13 protein-coding genes are annotated in these 17,300 nt (G+C 61.0%); 3 read left to right on the top strand and 10 right to left on the bottom strand.

The genetic code is table 11. The features are described from left to right. Window positions 1-113: 113 nt before the first annotated feature. The 3 genes from ACWI6D_RS07525 to ACWI6D_RS07515 all read right to left on the bottom strand — a co-directional run bounded on the left by ACWI6D_RS07525 (window position 114) and on the right by ACWI6D_RS07515 (window position 6,914). Window positions 114-1,631, bottom strand: coding sequence for an IMP dehydrogenase (locus tag ACWI6D_RS07525; protein ID WP_449134233.1), 1,518 nt, complete (start codon window positions 1,629-1,631; stop codon window positions 114-116). Window positions 1,632-1,922: 291 nt separating this feature from the next. Beyond that, window positions 1,923-3,329, bottom strand: coding sequence for a sodium-dependent transporter (locus ACWI6D_RS07520; protein WP_302937598.1), 1,407 nt, complete (start codon window positions 3,327-3,329; stop codon window positions 1,923-1,925). A gap of 264 nt (window positions 3,330-3,593) precedes the next feature. Beyond that, on the bottom strand, window positions 3,594-6,914 hold the full coding sequence (locus tag ACWI6D_RS07515; RefSeq protein WP_449134232.1) for an ABC transporter ATP-binding protein/permease: 3,321 nt from the start codon (window positions 6,912-6,914) through the stop codon (window positions 3,594-3,596). Window positions 6,915-7,167: 253 nt separating this feature from the next. On the opposite strand from ACWI6D_RS07515, the gene ACWI6D_RS07510 reads away from it, so the two are divergent. After that, the gene (locus ACWI6D_RS07510) at window positions 7,168-8,574 is read left to right on the top strand and encodes an aminopeptidase (RefSeq protein WP_302937602.1); all 1,407 of its coding nucleotides are present in this window, start codon (window positions 7,168-7,170) and stop codon (window positions 8,572-8,574) included. Between the two features lie 244 nt (window positions 8,575-8,818). Here the strand turns inward: ACWI6D_RS07510 and purB are convergent, their stop codons facing one another. Next, complete coding sequence (gene purB / locus ACWI6D_RS07505) at window positions 8,819-10,162, bottom strand: adenylosuccinate lyase (protein ID WP_337368064.1); 1,344 nt, start codon at window positions 10,160-10,162, stop codon at window positions 8,819-8,821. A 237-nt stretch (window positions 10,163-10,399) separates the two neighbouring features. On the opposite strand from purB, the gene ACWI6D_RS07500 reads away from it, so the two are divergent. Further along, window positions 10,400-11,050: an MOSC domain-containing protein gene (locus ACWI6D_RS07500; RefSeq protein WP_449134231.1), complete on the top strand. Its 651-nt coding sequence runs from the start codon at window positions 10,400-10,402 to the stop codon at window positions 11,048-11,050. Between the two features lie 179 nt (window positions 11,051-11,229). Here the strand turns inward: ACWI6D_RS07500 and ACWI6D_RS07495 are convergent, their stop codons facing one another. From ACWI6D_RS07495 to trhA, 6 genes are all read right to left on the bottom strand, one after another. Beyond that, complete coding sequence (locus ACWI6D_RS07495) at window positions 11,230-11,901, bottom strand: potassium channel family protein (RefSeq protein ID WP_288285172.1); 672 nt, start codon at window positions 11,899-11,901, stop codon at window positions 11,230-11,232. Window positions 11,902-11,910: 9 nt separating this feature from the next. Beyond that, window positions 11,911-12,570 carry a potassium channel family protein gene (locus ACWI6D_RS07490; RefSeq protein ID WP_129423793.1) on the bottom strand — a complete coding sequence of 220 codons (660 nt, stop codon included), beginning with the start codon at window positions 12,568-12,570 and terminating at the stop codon, window positions 11,911-11,913. A gap of 91 nt (window positions 12,571-12,661) precedes the next feature. Further along, window positions 12,662-13,471, bottom strand: coding sequence for a coiled-coil domain-containing protein (locus tag ACWI6D_RS07485; protein WP_449134230.1), 810 nt, complete (start codon window positions 13,469-13,471; stop codon window positions 12,662-12,664). Between the two features lie 314 nt (window positions 13,472-13,785). Then, entirely contained in the window at window positions 13,786-14,763 is a 978-nt protein-coding gene (locus tag ACWI6D_RS07480; RefSeq protein WP_449134229.1) for a PspC domain-containing protein, read from the bottom strand. Then, window positions 14,760-15,647: a hemolysin family protein gene (locus ACWI6D_RS07475; RefSeq protein WP_288285175.1), complete on the bottom strand. Its 888-nt coding sequence runs from the start codon at window positions 15,645-15,647 to the stop codon at window positions 14,760-14,762. Before ACWI6D_RS07475 ends, ACWI6D_RS07480 begins: the two co-directional genes overlap by 4 nt. Window positions 15,648-15,692: 45 nt before the next feature. Continuing rightward, window positions 15,693-16,499, bottom strand: coding sequence for a PAQR family membrane homeostasis protein TrhA (trhA, locus tag ACWI6D_RS07470; RefSeq protein ID WP_288285176.1), 807 nt, complete (start codon window positions 16,497-16,499; stop codon window positions 15,693-15,695). Window positions 16,500-16,658: 159 nt separating this feature from the next. Here trhA and ACWI6D_RS07465 point away from each other — a divergent pair, with 159 nt between their 5' ends. Then, window positions 16,659-17,102, top strand: coding sequence for a GatB/YqeY domain-containing protein (locus tag ACWI6D_RS07465; protein WP_129423783.1), 444 nt, complete (start codon window positions 16,659-16,661; stop codon window positions 17,100-17,102). The last annotated feature ends 198 nt before the right edge of the window (window positions 17,103-17,300 follow it).

The raw sequence follows: 17,300 nt of genomic DNA, 5'->3' as shown, positions 1-17,300 counted from the left end.
CGGGCGCCACAGCGGCCCACAGCGTCGAGTCAGTCCGTTTGCCGTTAGGCAAACGGAACCTCGAGGCCCACAGCGTCGAGCCAGTCCGCCGGCCGGCAGGCCGGCGAAACCAATTAGCGCATGTTGGAGGCGTAGGGCGCCTTGTCCTTGAGCAGGACGTCGTGCGCGCCGCCCTCGACGATGGACGTGGAGCTGATAACCGTCAGCTTCGCCTTGTCCTGGAACTCGGGAATGGTAAGCGCGCCGCAATTGCACATGGTGGACTTGATCTTCAGCAGCGTCACCGCAATGCTGTCCTTAAGCGGGCCGGCGTAGGGCACGTAGCTGTCCACTCCCTCTTCGAAGCTGAGCGACTTCTTGCCGCCCAGGTCGTAACGACCCCAGTTACGGGCGCGGGCGGAACCTTCGCCCCAGTATTCCTTCATGTACGTGCCGTTGACCATGACCTTGGCCGACGGGGACTCGTCGAAACGGGCGAAATAACGGCCCAGCATGACGAAGTCGGCGCCCATGGCCAGCGCCAGCGAGATATGGTGGTCGTAGACGATGCCGCCGTCGGAGCAGATGGGCACGTAGATGCCGGTCTCCTTGAAGTACTCGTCGCGGGCCTTGGCAACCTCGATGGTGGCCGTAGCCTGACCGCGGCCGATGCCCTTCGTCTCGCGCGTGATGCAGATGGAACCGCTGCCGATGCCGATCTTCACGAAGTCCGCGCCCGCCTCGGCCAAGAAGCGGAAGCCTTCGCCGTCAACTACGTTGCCGGCACCGATCTTCACGGAGTCGCCGTAGTGCTCGCGCACCCACTCGATGGTCATCTTCTGCCAGTCGGAATAGCCCTCGGAGCTGTCGATGCACAGCACGTCCGCACCGGCTTCCACCAGGGCGGGAACGCGCTCGGCGTAGTCGCGGGAGTTGATACCGGCGCCCACCATGTAGCGCTTGTGGCCGTCAAGCATCTCGTTAGGGTTGGACTTATGGTTGTCGTAGTCCTTGCGGAACACCATATAGGCCAGCTTGCCCTCGGCGTCCACCAGCGGCAGGGAATTCAGCTTGTGATCCCAGATGATGTCGTTGGCTTCCTTGAGCGACGTGTCCGCAGAAGCGGTGACCAGCTTCTCCAGCGGCGTCATGAACTCGGCGACCTTTTCCTCACCGGTCATGCGGGACAGGCGGTAATCGCGCTCGGTCACCACGCCCAGCAGCTTGCCATGCGCAGAGCCATCGTCAGTGACGGGCATGGTGGAATGGCCCGTGGCCTCCTTCAGCTCCACAACCTGGTTCAGCGTCATATCGGGCGACAGGTTCGCGTCGGACTCCACAAAGCCAGCCTTGTAGTTCTTCACGCGCGCAACCATGGCAGCTTCCTGCTCGATGGTTTGGTTGCCGTAAATGAAGCTAAGGCCGCCCTCGGTTGCCAGGGCAACGGCCATATTGTCGTCGGAAACGGCGGCCATGATGGCGCTGACCATGGGGATGTTCAGCGTAAGCGGGCACTCTTCCTGGCCCTTGCGGTACTTGACCAGCGGGGTTTTCAGGCTCACCGACGCCGGTATGCACGTTGCAGGCGTATGACCAGGTACCAGAAGATACTCGTTGAACGTACGTGACGGCTCGTCGTAGTAATAAGCCATGGGAGAGGGCTCCTTTTCTCGCAACGGAAATTTGTTGCTAGATATTATAGTCACGCGAAGCGGCCGATTGCGAGAACGGAACGGCAAATAGCGGCGATTGTGAAGAAAGTCACGGACAACGCGCCCGAAAACGCGCGATGCCGCCGGCACCAAGCCAGCAGCATCGCGAACGTTTGGATTTAGCGGCCGCGCCGAGCGTAGCTAGGCCACGCGTCGGTGAAGCGGCTTTCGCAGAGGGCGAAACGCCCTAACAGCACGCGAAAAGCGAGGTAGCCCGCCGCAAACGCAAAGCTATCCGAGCCCCACCCATTTCGCCACGATGGGCGCATAGCCCAGTGCGAACACGATAAGCATACCAACGGGAATGACGTACGACACGTAGCCGCGCGCCCAGCGCGGGAACTTCAAGCCGCTGCCCGTATCGGCTTCGGCCAGGAAGTTTTCCCAGCCCCAGCCGTTTTTGCGTGTGCAGAACAACACCAGCAGCAAGCCGCCCCACGGCAGGATGTTGTTCGACACAAGGAAGTCCTCGATAGCCTGGATGTCGCCGATGCCCGGAACGCTAACGCCCGCAAGCACGTTGAATCCCAGCACGCACGGAAGGCTGAGCACCGCCAGCAACACACCGTTGACCAGGCACGCTTTCTTGCGCGGCGTGCCCCACTGGTCCATGGTGAAACTCATGATGTTCTCGAACACGGCAATGACGGTAGACAGGGCCGCAAACGTCATGAACACGAAGAACAGCACCGCCCACAGCTGGCCAAGCGGCATCTCGTTGAACACGCTGGGCAGCGTGATGAACACTAGGCCCGGGCCCGAACCCGGCTCCACGCCGAACGCGAAGCACGACGGGAAGATAACCAGGCCCGCCATCAGAGCCACTAGCGTATCGAGCCCCGCCACGCGCACAGCTTCGCCAGTGAGCGTATGGTCCTTGCCAATGTAGCTACCGAAAATGGACATGCCGCCCATGCCTACCGACACGGTGAAGAACGCCTGGCCCATGGCCGCGTATACCGCGTCGCCGAACGTTGCCAGCTGCTGGGCAAGCGTATCGCCGGCGAGCATCTTGCCGAAATCGGGCATGAGGTAAAACCGCAGGCCATCAGCAGCGCCCGGCAGCGTGACCGCGCGCACGCATAAGGCTAGCAGCACCACGAACAGCGCCATCATCATGACCTTCGTCACGCGCTCGACGCCCTTCTGCACACCCGCGCGGGTAACGCCCACGCCCACGCCCACGATGATGAGCATGTACACCGTCAACTGCACCGGGTCGGCCAAAAGGCCGTTGAACACGTCGGCCACCTGGGAGCTTTCAAGCCCCACGAATTCGCCCGTGGCGCTTTTCACCACGAACGCTAGCATCCAGCCGCCCACCGTGGTGTAGAACATCATGAGCAGGTAGTTGCCCGCAAGCGCAAGCCACTTGAACGCATGCCATTTCGTGCCCGCGGGTTCCAGCTCGTTGTAGCTGCGCGCGATGGAGCGCTGGCTGGCGCGCCCGGCGGCGAACTCCATGATGAGCGCCGGCAAGGCGAAAATGGCCAAAAACACCAGGTACATCAGCACGAACGCCGCGCCGCCGTACTCGCCGGTGATGTAGGGGAAGCGCCACACGTTGCCCAAACCGATGGCGCAACCGGCGCTTACCAGAATGAAGCCCAGGCGGCTTCCGAATTTTTCGCGTTCCATTCGCCCTCCAAACCGCGCGATGAACGGTATGCACAAAAAGCGCCCGGCGTTCTTGCGAAACGCCGGGCGCGCACAATCAACCCTTGCAGTGTAGCGGAAACGCACGAAAGCTGCTAGCGACGTGACGGGGAGAAAACCGTTGCCGCCGCCGACAGGGCGGGCGCTTCGGCCGCGCGCCGCGACAAATTTCGCACTGTGCCGGCAGCAGCGGACATCGCAGCGGAGACGTACCTTCGCCGCGATGTTCCGAATCTACCGAGCCCCCTATTCGGAGCGAAGCGCCTCCACCGGGTCCTTGCGGCTTGCCGCACTTGAGGGAATCAGGCCCGCCAAGAACGTCAGGAACATGCTGATGGCAACAAGCACAATGGCCGCCTGCCACGGCAAGATAGCCACGTTCTCTACGTTGAACAGAGAATACACGATGGCGTTCGCCGGAATGCATCCCAACGCGGTCAGGCCGATGCCAATGACGCCCGCCGTAAAGCCCACAATAATGGTTTCGGCGTTGAATACGCGGCCGATATCGCCCTTGCTGGCGCCGATGGAGCGTAGAATGCCGATTTCTTTTTTGCGCTCAAGCACGCTGATGTACGTGATGACGCCGATCATGATGGAGCTGACCACCAGCGAGATGGCCACGAACGCCACCAGCACGTAGCTAATCATGTTCACGATGGTGGTGACCGAACTCATAAGCGCGCCAACGATGTCGGTATAGCTGACCACCTTTGCGTCATCGCCGTCGGCCTTCATGCGATCGTTGTAGCCGTCAAGAATGTCGATGACGCTTTGCTTGCTATCGAAGTCCTTCGGATAGATATCGATGCTGGCAGGCTTCGCGTAATCGGCCCAGCCGAACTTCTTCATATTGTTGTCATAGCTGCTGGTTTCCGTGGACATAAGGCTGGCCATGAGCTCGGCCAAGTCGTTTTCGTCCATGTTCATCTGGAACGCATCGGCAAACGTCGATTCATCGATGCCCATGGCGTTGGACATGTTCGCGGAAAGCGTGGACATGTAGCCACTCATGGCGCTGGAGACTTGCTGCTGGATTGCTCCACTGAACTGGGTCATCACCTGGGTCATAGCCGTTTGCATGTACTGGGTGACCGCGCTTGCCAGCTGCGTTTGCAGCTGCTGCGAGATGGCCTGCGTCAGCGCCGGCAGCAATTGTTGCTGCAGCTGCTGGCCGATTTGCGTCTGCAGCTGCTGCTTAATCTGGTCGGTCATGCCGCTGAAATCGATAGAACCGGCAATGGCGGCTTGCATAGCCGCTTGCGTGGTGGGGTCGGCAAGGTAGGCGGCAATGGCGGCGTTTTGATCCGTCGCGTACTCAGGATGCTCGGGCAGCTGGCCGGTAAGCCATGCGGGATACCCCTGCACCACCGCCATGACGCCCTGAGTAAGCGTATCGGTTTTGATGGTAGGCTGCGCGCCGTCGAGGTTAATGTCCAACCCGCTAAAGTCTAGATTCATGCTGCTCAGGTCAATGGCAGACGGGTCAATGCTGATGGACGACGCATCGAACGCAGGCATGTTCGACAGGTCAAGATTCATGCCAGAGAGGTCCAAACTACTGGACAGATCAGCCCCCTCCAGGCCCGACGTCAACGCGCTTTCATCAAATGTGAACGCGCTTTGCAACTTCTCGCCGTCGATGGTAAACAAGCTGGACATATCAAGCTGGTTGCCGTCTTTCGCCTCGTCCTCTTCTTCAGCGAACGACTTGCCCGTAATGACGTTCTTCGACGGATTCGCGATTTGATCCTTCACGATTTGCGTGTCGTTTGCCTGGTCGATGAGGTGGTTCACCAGGCTTGTCGGGTAATACAGGCCCACCTTCAGCGACGTGATCCGCGCGTCTTCCTTCGGCTTGACCACGCCGGCAATCTTCAAGGTGTCGCCGCCGTCAACAAGCCCCTTCATGTAGTCGGAATCGCCCGACTTGTCCTTCCACACGCCGTACTCGTCATCGTACTGGTAGAAGCCCGTGGCGTTTACCAGCTTGAACTCCACGTTCATGAGGTCGTCGTACGTAAACGACAGCGTGTCGGAAGGCGCATCCACCTCTTCTTCGTTTGCGAAGGCGCGCACCATATCGTCAAGCTCGGCATGGTCGCGCAGGCCCATAGAATACAGCATGAAGTCGCTGACATTGCCGTTCGGCGTGAGCACCAGCACGATATCGTTGTACTTTTCGGGCCAATGACCAGCCACGACGTCGTACTGGCCTTCAACCATGTTCATGTTGTTCGGCAGCTCGTAGAAAACGTTCGTGCTCATCATCGACGACATGATGCCGTTCGATGCCGTGCCGGCGCCCAAGCCGATGCTACTGAACGACTTGTCGGGATTGACCTGTCGCACGCCATCGGACGTGTCAGGACCGAAAATCTGCGGCGTGACGTTGTATCCGTATTCGATGGAGCTGACGTACTGGTCGAGGTCGGATTCGCCCGAGTCGAAATATTCCTTCAGAGACGCCAGGTCGTTGCTGCCAATGCTGTCGAACGTGTTCGCGATCATCTTCGACTCGTGCACGGGCTTGCTGGAGGCGCCGCCGTCGAATGACTGGCTGCCCGAGGACGCATCCGTCGAATCGCCCGACCCGTCGGCGCCAAGCCCCATCATGCTGGTCATGTCGAAGCCCTGGTCCTGGATTTGCAGCGGGTATTCGGAAAGCGTGTTCTCTTCGACATTGGCGATATAGTTGTTCACGCCGTTGGCCAGCGACAAGATGGCGGCGATGCCGATGATGCCGATGCTGCCGGCAAAGGCCGTCATAAGCGTGCGGCCCTTCTTCGTCAGCAGGTTCTTGAACGACAGCGACAGAGCCGTCAAAAACGACATGCTGGTACGGCGCGCTTGTTTGGCCTCGCGGCGCGGCTCGTTTTCGGCGGCAGGGTCGAATGGGCGCGTGTCGTTGCGGATGACGCCGTCTGCCAACGTGACGATGCGCGTGGCATACTGTTCGGCCAGTTCAGGGTTGTGCGTGACCATGATGACCAGGCGGTCGTTGGCAATTTCGGTCAGCAGATCCATAATCTGCACGCTGGTTTTGGAGTCCAGCGCGCCGGTAGGTTCGTCGGCCAGCAGGATTTCCGGGTCGTTGATAAGCGCGCGGGCAATGGCCACGCGCTGCATCTGACCACCGGAAAGCTGGCTAGGCTTCTTGTTGATGTGATCGCCCAAGCCCACGCGGCCCAACGCCTCGACGGCACGCTGACGGCGCTCGCCGCGCGAAACGCCAGACAGCGTCAACGCCAGCTCAACGTTCTCCAAAATGGTTTGGTGCGGAATAAGGTTATATGCCTGGAACACGAAGCCGATGCGGTTGTTGCGGTACGTATCCCAGTCACGGTCCTTGTACTCGCGCGTGGACACGCCGTCGACAAGCAAGTTACCGCTGTCGTAATGGTCAAGGCCGCCGATGATATTGAGCATGGTGGTCTTGCCCGAGCCCGACGGGCCAAGCACGGCCACGAACTCGTTGTCGCGAAACGCCACCGACACGTGGTCGAGCGCCGTTTGCGTGAAGTCCGCCACCGTATAGGACTTGCACACGTCTATCAGTTGCAGCATGAAGCGCCTTTCGAAGTTGAGCTTCCCTTAGCCGGCGCGCGCTGCAAGGCGCATCGCGCAAGGCCGTTTTTAGGCTGATAATCTTCCCGATTATCCCCCCAGCGTCCAGCTTCCAGTCCCCACCTTCGCCAAATACGTGGAATCTGTAACCTTCAGGTATCCGAACAACCACCGCCCCGTCACGCGCTGGCGCGGCGGGAGCGGTTGGCGTAGTATCATCTGCGAACGACAATCCCGAACGTGAGGAGCGTGTATGGAACGCGAGTCGGCGTGGAAACGCTACGACGAAGACCAGCTTGCCGAGCTTGAGCAGCTTGGTGCAAGCTACATCGATTTCATTTCCGAGAACAAAACCGAGCGCGAGTTTGCCGCTGCGGCCATCCGCAGCGCCGAGGCCGCGGGCTACGAAAGCCTGGACGACGCTATCGCTGCAGGTCGCAAGCTTGTTCCAGGCGACAAGGTGTGGGCAACCATGCGCGGCAAGGCCGTCATTTTGGTACAGCTGGGCGCCCGCCCGCTCACCGAGGGCATGAACATCCTGGGCGCGCACATCGACAGCCCGCGCCTGGACGTGAAGCAGAACCCGCTGTACGAGTCCAACGATTTCGCCTTCCTGGACACGCACTATTACGGCGGCATCAAGCACTATCAGTGGGTCACCATCCCGCTGGCGCTGCACGGCGTGGTGGCGAAGAAGGACGGCAGCGTTGTGGACGTGAAAATCGGCGAAGACCCGGAAGACCCCGTGTTCTGCGTGTCCGACCTGCTCATTCACCTGGCGAATCAGCAGATGGGCAAGAAGGCCAACGAGGTTGTGGAAGGCGAAGCGCTCGACATCCTGGTAGGCAACCGCCCGCTGGTAGTGCGCAACGACGAAGGCGAGCCCGAGGAGCAGAAGGAGCCGGTGAAGGCGTTCGCGCTCAAGCTGCTCAACGAGAAGTACGGCATCGAGGAAGAGGACTTCCTGTCCGCCGAGCTTGAAGTGGTGCCCGCTGGACGCGCCCGTGACCTGGGCTTCGACCGCTCCATGGTGCTTGGCTACGGCCAGGACGACAGTGTGTGCGCCTACACGTCGCTGGTGGCGCAGCTGGCCGTTGCCGGCGACGAGCTCGACCGCACGGGCGTGTGCGTGCTAGTGGACAAGGAAGAGATCGGCAGCGTGGGCGCCACCGGCATGGCGTCGCAGTTCTTCGAGAACACCATCGCCGAGATCATGGAGCTTGCCGGCGAGGGCGGCATGCTGCCGCTGCGCCGCGCGCTGGCCGCTTCCGCCATGCTGTCCTCCGACGTGTCCGCCGGGCTTGACCCGGCCTACGCCAGCGTATTCGAGCCGAAGAACAGCGCTTACCTGGGCCGCGGCCTGGTGTTCAACAAGTACACCGGCGCGCGCGGCAAGTCAGGCAGCAACGACGCCCGCGCCGAGTACATGGCCCGCATCCGCAAGATCATGGACGACGCCGGCGTGCAGTTCCAAACCTGCGAGCTGGGCAAAGTCGACGCTGGCGGCGGCGGAACCATCGCGTACATCCCCGCGAAGTACGGCATGGACGTCATCGATTCGGGCGTGGCCGTGCTTTCCATGCACAGCCCCTGGGAAGCCACCAGCAAGGCCGACATCTACGAAGCCGAACGCGGCTACGAAGCCTTCCTGCGCGCCTAACCTACGCAAACACCGGCAGCAAAAAGCCCCTGCAATTGCGGGGGCTTTATTCGTTTACGCATCTCCTTGGAACAAATCCCAAGCCCGTCAACGTCAGCGAGGAGCCCGAGGGTGCCCGGAATTGCCTCGCCGCAGCACCAAGCGTACTTCGGTACGCGCAGCGTGCTGTACAACGGGCAAGGCCGGGTGCCATCGGGCTCCACAGCGTCGAGCAAATTCGTCGGCCGGCAGGCCGACGAAACAGTTAGAACTCCAGGCCCTCCAGGCGCTTGAACACTTCGTCCTTGCGCGTGAGGAAATCCCACGGGTCGAAAATCTCGTCGAGCGTTTCCTTCGACAGCTTCGCCTCGGGGTCGGCCTCCAGGCGCTCACGATACGTCGGACCGTCCACGGCGTTCTGGATATCCTCCCACACCGCCATGGCGTTGCGCTGCACGATAACGTAGGCATCCTCGCGCGTGATGCCCGTGTTCACCAGGGCCAGCAGCACCTTGCTGGAGAAGATGAGGCCCTTCGTGCGCCACACGTTGTGCTCCATCTTCGCCGGATACGTTTGCAGCCCGTCCAGCATCCACTGCATCTTGCCGAACATGTAGTCGAGCGCGATGAAGCTGTCGGCCAACGCCACGCGCTCCGTGCCGGAATGGCTGATGTCGCGCTCGAACCACAGCGCCACGTTGTCAAGCGCTACCTGGGCATTCGCCTTCACGCAACGCGCAAGGCCGCACACGCGCTCGGCCGTGATGGGGTTGCGCTTGTGAGGCATGGCCGACGAGCCCTTCTGGCCCTTCTTGAACGGCTCTTCCGCCTCGATGACGTCGGTTTGCTGCAGCAGGCGCACCTGCATGGCAATGGATTCCAGCGTGGCCGCGGCGCAAGCAAGCGCGCACATGACCTGGGCGTGGCGGTCGCGCGCCAGCACCTGAGTGGACAGCGGGTCGGGCGTGAGGCCCAGCTTCTCGCACACGTACTGCTCAACGTAGGGGTCGATGCTGGAGTACGTGCCCACCGCGCCGGAGATGGCGCCGGTTGCGGCAACCTCGCGGGCCTGCTCCAGGCGCGTTTGCGCGCGCTTGAGCGCCCATGCCCAGCTACCGAACTTCATGCCGAACGTCATGGGCTCGGCGTGGATGCCGTGCGTACGGCCCACGCACAGCGTGTTCTGGAACTCGAACGCGCGGCGCTTGCACGTTTCGCCCAGTTGCTTCACGTCGTCCAGGATAATGTCGATTGCCTGCGTGATCTGGTACGACAGCGCGGTGTCGCCCAGGTCGGACGACGTCATGCCGTAATGCACCCAGCGGCTGGGCTTCTCCTTGCCCTCGGGAACGTCGGCGTCGATGTACTCGGCCATGCACGTGGTGAAGGCGATGACGTCGTGGTTCGTCACCTGCTCGATCTCGTCGATGCGCTCAACCGTGAAGTCGGCGTGGTCGCGAATCCACTGCGCCTCCTCCTTCGTGATGCCGGCCTGACCCAGCTCGGCCTGCGCTTCGCACGCCAGCACCTCGATTTCCTTCCAGATGGAGAACTTGTTCTGAAGCTCCCAGATGGCGCCCATGGCCGGGCGCGTGTAGCGGTTGATCACAACGACCCCTTTCGCGCTTGCTAGTGGATAGGGCCATAATACCGCAGGCGCCTTGCGCAGCGGCATGTACCAGGCGTTTCTGCAGATGGTTTACGCACGCAGCAGCGCTCGCGCGTTGCCCGGGATGGCCTCTTCGACCACGATCATCCATTCGCGGATTCGGCATGCACCTTCGCCGATTTATGCGCGGGTATGCTAGTATGCCCCTAGCTACTCACTAGGTTTATTGGGGGACTTATGACGCAGAACTGCGACGAGAATATGCAGCAGCCGAACGCTTGCGCTGCCTGCGAAGCGGATTGCGCCGCGCGCCAAGCGGCAAACGGCCAGGTCAACATTGTGGAAAAGGGCCGCATGGAAGGCCCTGACGCCGAAAGCACCACGCACGGCGCCGTGCGCGCCGTATGCGTTTCCAAGCGCAAGGGCACGCGCAAAACCGTGGTCGACGGCCCGGTTACCATCGAAGCGCATCATGGCGTGGCCGAGGACGCGCACGCCGGCGAATGGCACCGCCAGGTTTCGCTGCTTGCTTGGGAATCCATCGCGAAAGCCCAGGCCCGCGGCCTTGACGTGAAGGAAGGCGACTTCGCCGAGAACATCACCACCGAAGGCATCAACCTTATGGCGCTGCCGCTGGGCACGCAAATCAAAATCGGCGACGACGTGCTGCTGGAGCTGTCCCAGCAGGGCAAGGTGTGCCACCAAAAGTGCGCCATCTACTACCTGGCCGGCGACTGCATCTTCCCGCGCGAGGGCATCTTCTTCGTGGCGCTGACCACGGGTCAGGTGAAGGCCGGCGACAGCATCGATGTGGTGAAACTGGGCGACGGCACGTGCGAGTACACGCCGCAAGAAGCGCTTGACGAGCTGGCGAACACGCCGCGCTAAGCGCAGACCACAAGTTACGCGCCAAAAAAGAAGGGAGCCGTTTGGCTCCCTTTTTTTGCTTCGCTAGTCCGAGTTGCCAGGTATCGCGGACGCCGGAGCGCATGCCATCGCCAAGAAAGCCACACTTCCCGAGCCTGCCTTTGGCGGCATCTGCCCCAATCCCTTCGCCGCCTTGTTGTCTACAGCGTCTTGAACACGGCGCGAACCTCATCGATGGCTTCGTTGTCGGCCACCACGATGGCCTTGTCGCCGGGGAACAGCACCGTGTCCTCGTTCGTCACCTCGACGTTATCGTGCGAGGCAACGGCCGCAATCAGGCTGTCGGGCGGCATGGGAATGGCCGACGCCAGCACGCCGGCGTCGTTGGAATGATGACGCATGCGCGGCACCACCACTTCCGTCAGCATCACGTTGCCGTGCGTCAGCGACGAAGCAACCGACACGCTGCCCAAAAGCGTTTCCTCTTCGATCAGGTTCGCAATCAGCGTGGTAGACGACACGCACTCGATGCCCACCTCGTGGAAAATGCGCAGGTTCTTCGGACTGTTCACGCGCGCAATACAGCGCGGCACGTTGAACACACGCTGCGCAATTTCGCACGACACCAGGTTGTCATCGTCCTGGCCCGTGGTGGCCACAAACACGTCCGCGCGGCGAATGCCCGCGTCTTCCTGGAACTTCGAATCGCACCCGTCGCCGTGAATGACCAGGTAGCGACCCTGCAGCACCACCGACAAGCGGTCAGCCGTGTCCAGGTCCTCCTCGATGATGGTCACATCGTTGCCGCTTTGCAGCAGCACGTTCGCCAGATATTCGCCAATCTTGCCGCCGCCGGCAATCACCACGTACATTGTGCGCCCCTAATCCTGAATGTATTTCGAGAACGACTCGATCAGCTCGTGCCGCACGCACGCCAGCACCGAATCGCCGTTGTAAAGAATAGATTCCCTGGTGGGAATGGAACTTGCGCTGCCATCGCCGCGCTCGAACGCCACGATGCGAATGTCGTGATCGCGCTCAAGCTCGGACACGCGAATGGTGCTCTTCTCCATCCAGCTGAGATTCAGCGAAAAGCGCAGCACCTCGAATTCTCCGAACGTGTCCAGGTGCGCCCCGTGGCCCGAAACCACCTTGCTGAACACGTCTTCTGCCACCAGCGACGTGCCACACACATAGTCGATGCCCAGCTGCATGTACGCGCGCTCGTGGTCGGGGTTGTACAGACGCGCAATAACGTGCGGAACGTCGAACAGGCGGCTTGCCACCTCGCAGCACATGAGGTTCGTATTGTCCAGCTGCGTCACCGCCGCGAGAACGGTGCAGTCTTCGATGCCCGCCTTCTCCAGCGTTTCCTCGTCGAAGCCCACGCCTTGAATGGTCGAGCCGTTGAAGTTGCGCCCCAGGTTGGCGAACGCGTCCACGTTGCGGTCGATCACGCACACGTTGCTGCCGTTATCGGACAGCATGTTGGCAAGCTGCGAGCCCACGCGGCCGCATCCCACCACAATAACGTTGCTCATGCATCATCCTTCCTTACGTCCACGCAACAGAATAGCGCAAAAGACAAGGCGCGCCTAACAGCAAGAAAGGCGGCCCGCAAGCCGCCTTTCGCTAAATCAGTTCCATTTGCGCGAGCGTTTTCGCGTACCAGTCCTCATATGTTGGCGGACAGTACTTGTTCGCGTTGGCCAGGGAAATGGTGTACCCGTAACCCTTCGCCAAGCCCTGCACGTGTGCGTTGATGGATTCGTCCCAGCTGCCCCACGACGTGTTGCCCATCCAACCCCACGCGTTGTGGCTGCGGAAGCAGTTCAGACCCTTCGTGGATTCCGTGTTGGAAATGGCCGGCGAAAAACGCGGGTCAACGCCGTTTTCCCAGGCGGCTTCCGCGAACGTTGCGCCATAACCGGCAAGCGGGCTGCCTGCCAGGTAATTGTCGATGCGCTGGCTCCATTCGCTGACAAAATCGACTTTGCTGACGTTCCAGTCAACCTCGGAAAGCCCTGTCAGGCCCGCGCCCGGATCGCGCGAAAGCTGCGCTGCGCGATTCGCCAGGGCAGCATCGGTGTGCGCCTGGTCCTCAATGCGCACGGCCTCCTCGGCAGCGCGGCGGGCAGCTTCTTCCTCGGCTTCAATGGCCGCAACGCCCTTGGAGATGTTGCGCGTGCTGGCCGTGGCCAGGCGCGACGTTGCCGTAGCAGATGCGTCGTTAGCCTTGTCGGAAAGCGATTCGGCCGAGCCGGAAGCGCCGGCTTGCGTGCCGGTTTCGCTGATGCCGAACGTTTGCATGTCATGGGAAACGCCGTTTGCGGCGGTGGCGAACCCCACGCCAAGGCAACCGGCAAGCACGCACGAAGCGCAAGCAAGGCCGGCGACTTTCAGCGCCAACCCTGTTTTCGGATGTGCATTTCGTTTCTTCAAACAATACCTTTCGATCACAGCGCACGACCCCAGACCGCCGAAGCGGCGACAGCGTGTTACGTTGTGAAATGGATTGCTGTCATGAAGGGCGTTATGCTGTTTTTGACAGGCATATTTTACCGAAGCCCCTCGTCAGAGCCAAATTATGTGGAGATGCCCTCCACTATTTGTTCGATTGACAAATGGCGCTTCAGCATTTTCCCAGGTGAGTGCTTGAGATTTGCAGCCAGCGAAATCGGCCCAGAAATCCACGGCTCCGGCGAACGGACGTTACAAAAACTGCAGCGGTGGGCGCAATTTCGTGCAAGAATCGCTCATCGGAACAACGTGAACGGCAGGAACACCTGGTATTCGCGACCAAGCGGCGTCACCAATGTCACCGTGCGCAACGTACCCGGTTCGGCATACAGCAGCAGCCCCAACACGCAGAACATCACCACCAGCAGCGTCGCGACAAGCACGGGTGTGACCGAACGCGCATGCAGCCCAAACGCCAACAGCGCCACAGCGCCTACCAGCAGCGGCCACAGCCCTTCCGTCATGGCTTCAAGCGAATCCCACGCCACAATCCCCACGCTTATGGGGAGCAACAGCAAGCCCGCCGAAGCAAGCGTGACGCCAAGCAGAAACGCCGCGGCGCTTGCGTTGCCCGGCGCAGGAACCGCCATGCGCACGATTCCCAGGACAATAAAGAACAGCGGCCAGCATTGCCACCAGGCGATTTCGCGAATTGCAGCAGAAGCGGCAATGGACACGCCAACCGTCACCAGCAAGCACCCCGCGCACAGCGCAAAGCAAATGCGCAAAAGCGACGGCCGTGTAAGCGCGGTACCCGTAACGCTTTCCCGATTGCCACCCGCAAGCTGTTCGGCGCCCGCAACGTCCATCGATGCGCCAGGCTCGCCAACCTCAGGAGACAATGCGCCCCCCTGCCGCGCGGCACTTGGCGGCGTCGGCGGCAAGTGCGCCGCGCTCACGTATGGCTGCGCCTGAGCCAAACGCGCGGCCGCCGCGCTGCGACCGCGCGCGCTGCGGCAGTCCACCACGCCGAACGTATCGGAATGCACAAGCTGCGGCTCAACGTCAACGGGCCGCACCCGCTTCGGAGCCTTCGGTAAAACCGCCCACAACGCCAGGTAGAGAAAACCCCCGAATCCCAGCGTCAACACAGAAAACGCCACGAAGAAAATACGTGTGACAACCGGGTCGACATCAAGCCGCTCCGCAATCCCGGCGCACACGCCGCCAACCAGCGCATTGCGCGACCGGTAGAGATGGCGCCTCTCCGTCACCGCTCCTCCTGACCTGCTCCGTTTCGTTTCTCCTGGTCATCGCACGTATTCGCCACGCGCTCAACACGCACCGCCAAAATACGGCGGCGACGCATGGAATGAATCGTGAAGCGGAAACCATCTTTCTCGAACGAGTAGCCCGTCTGCGGCACGGTGTCCAGCATGCTAAGCACCCAGCCGGCAATGGTCTCGTAGTCCTCAGACTCGGCAAGCGGCCAGCCCATTTCCACGGCGTCTTCCACCGGGAAACGCCCATCGACCAGCCATGCGTCGGGGCCTTCCTGCTTGATGACGGGACGCTCGCGATCCGTTTCGTCCACGATTTCGCCCACGATTTCCTCAACGATGTCCTCAACGGTAATTAAACCATCAGTGCCACCGTATTCGTCAACAACGATGGCCATCTGTTGCCGTTTCGTTTGCATCTCGGTCAGCAGGGGGAACACGTCTTTCGATTCCGGAATGAACAGCGGCTCAAACGCGTAGTCAACCGCCAAATCGTCGCCTTTGCCGTCCAGTACCGGCGGCACCAAATCCTTGTAATGGACGATGCCCACGATGCGGTCGATGTCTTCGTGAAACACCGGGAGGCGGGAATAGCCCGTGCCCATCATGCGATCAACCGCCTGCCGCACGGTTTCGGTGTCCTCGACCAAGATCATATCGACGCGCGGCGTCATAATCTCGCCCGCGTCCATGTCGCCAAGATCCAAAATCTCGTGAATCATGCGCTTTTCGTCGTCGAGCAGCTCATCGCTGTCCGCAACGAAATCCTTGATTTCCTCTTCCGCCGAGGGCGTCTGGCGCTTTTGCGCGCCCAAAAAACCGAACAAGCCCTTCAAACCTTGCTTGCTACTGTCGCCGTCTTCGATTTTGCCGCTCATGGGTTAAACCGCTTCCCTTTTCGTCCTTTTCCTTAAAGAGACAGACTACATGACATACAAAACTACCGCCAGGAATTGCAACACGCTTCCCGCCACAACCCACAAATGGAAAATGGAGTGCATGTACGGAACCTTTTTCAGCACGTAGAAGATGCACCCGATTGAATAGCACACGCCGCCGATGACCAGCAGCCACAAACCTGCCGCAGGGATTGCGGAAACAAGCGCCGGCAAATACCACACGATAGCCCAGCCCAAGGCCAGGTACAGCACCGCCGAAATCCAACGTGGGCGAAACACCCAGAACGCCTCGCACGCCACGCCGGCAATGGCAAGCGCCCACACGAACGCGCACAGCCACACGCCGCCCGCATCCGCAAGCGTGATCAGGCAAAACGGCGTATATGAACCGGCAATGAACAAATAGATGCAACTATGGTCGAGCACCTTGAACACGCGCTTGGCCTTGTCGACCGCAATGGCGTGATACAGCGTGGACATGGTGTACTCAAGCAGCATGGTCAGCGAATACACCAGCGCGGCGAACAGCAGGATTCCACCGCCATGGCTGACCGCCTTCACCACCAAAATGGGAATGGCGGCAATGGCCAGCAGCGCGCCGATGCCGTGCGACACGGAATTGGCGATTTCCTCACCCAGCGTGTATTCGCGCACGTTGTGCTTCTTGTTGTGCTCGTTGGCCGATGTTGCCGTCGGCTCGTTGCGGCGCGCCTTCGCTTCGCGCAAATCGCGCGGCTTAAGCTGCGACGGCGTCCATGCGTGAGCAGGCGCGGGCGAGCCCTCCCCGCAGGTGGGCGCCGGCGATGCGTTGAGTGTTGTTTCAGTATCCATACGCCCTTTATACCATACGCCAGCCGCGCCCGATAATTCCGTTGCGCACCCGTAGCAATGCGGCTGCGCAACGGAAGCGCGCCCGCTTGCGCGCAGGGTTATACTAGCTAGCGAGATAAAGGCGCCACAAGCGCCCCAATACGCACGCAAGGAGCAAACATGCAATACGACGAGCTGAAAGAGCATATCAAGCAGGCCATGAAGGCGCACGACAAGGTGCGCCTGTCCATCCTTCGCCAAGTGCACGGTGAAATCAAGAACATCGAGGTCAACGAGCGCCGCGAAATCACCGAACAAGACGTCAACGACATGACGAAGCGCGTTATCAAGCAAACGAAAGAAACGCTGGAGGGCTCCATCAAAGCCGGCAACAACCAGGAGCGCACCGACACGCTGGCCGCGCAGGTTCAGATGCTTGAAGAGCTGCTGCCCCAGCAGCTGTCCGGCGAGCAGCTGTCCGCGCTCATCGACACCGTGCTGGCAGAAACCGGCGCTACCACGAAGAAGGAGATGGGCCGCGTGATGGGCGAGCTCACAAAGCGCACCGGCGGCAACTTCGATAAGGCCGCAGCGGCAAAGGAGCTGGGCGGCAAGCTTTCGTAAGCACGGCGCCCACAACGCCGCGTCAAACGCAGCGTTGTGGGCGGTTTGGCCGTGTTTTGCGGCCGCATCAGCCGCCACCCCTTCGGTTGTGGGCGGTTTCAGGCCGGACAGGCGCGTTCCGCCGCGCCGAACACCCCGTTAGCAAGGCGGCACGCCCCACCCCCACCCGCCCAACCGCCCCCAACCGAACCCCGCCAC

Source organism: Senegalimassilia sp. (assembly GCF_977052095.1).
This window is presented reverse-complemented; position numbering and strand designations above follow the sequence as displayed.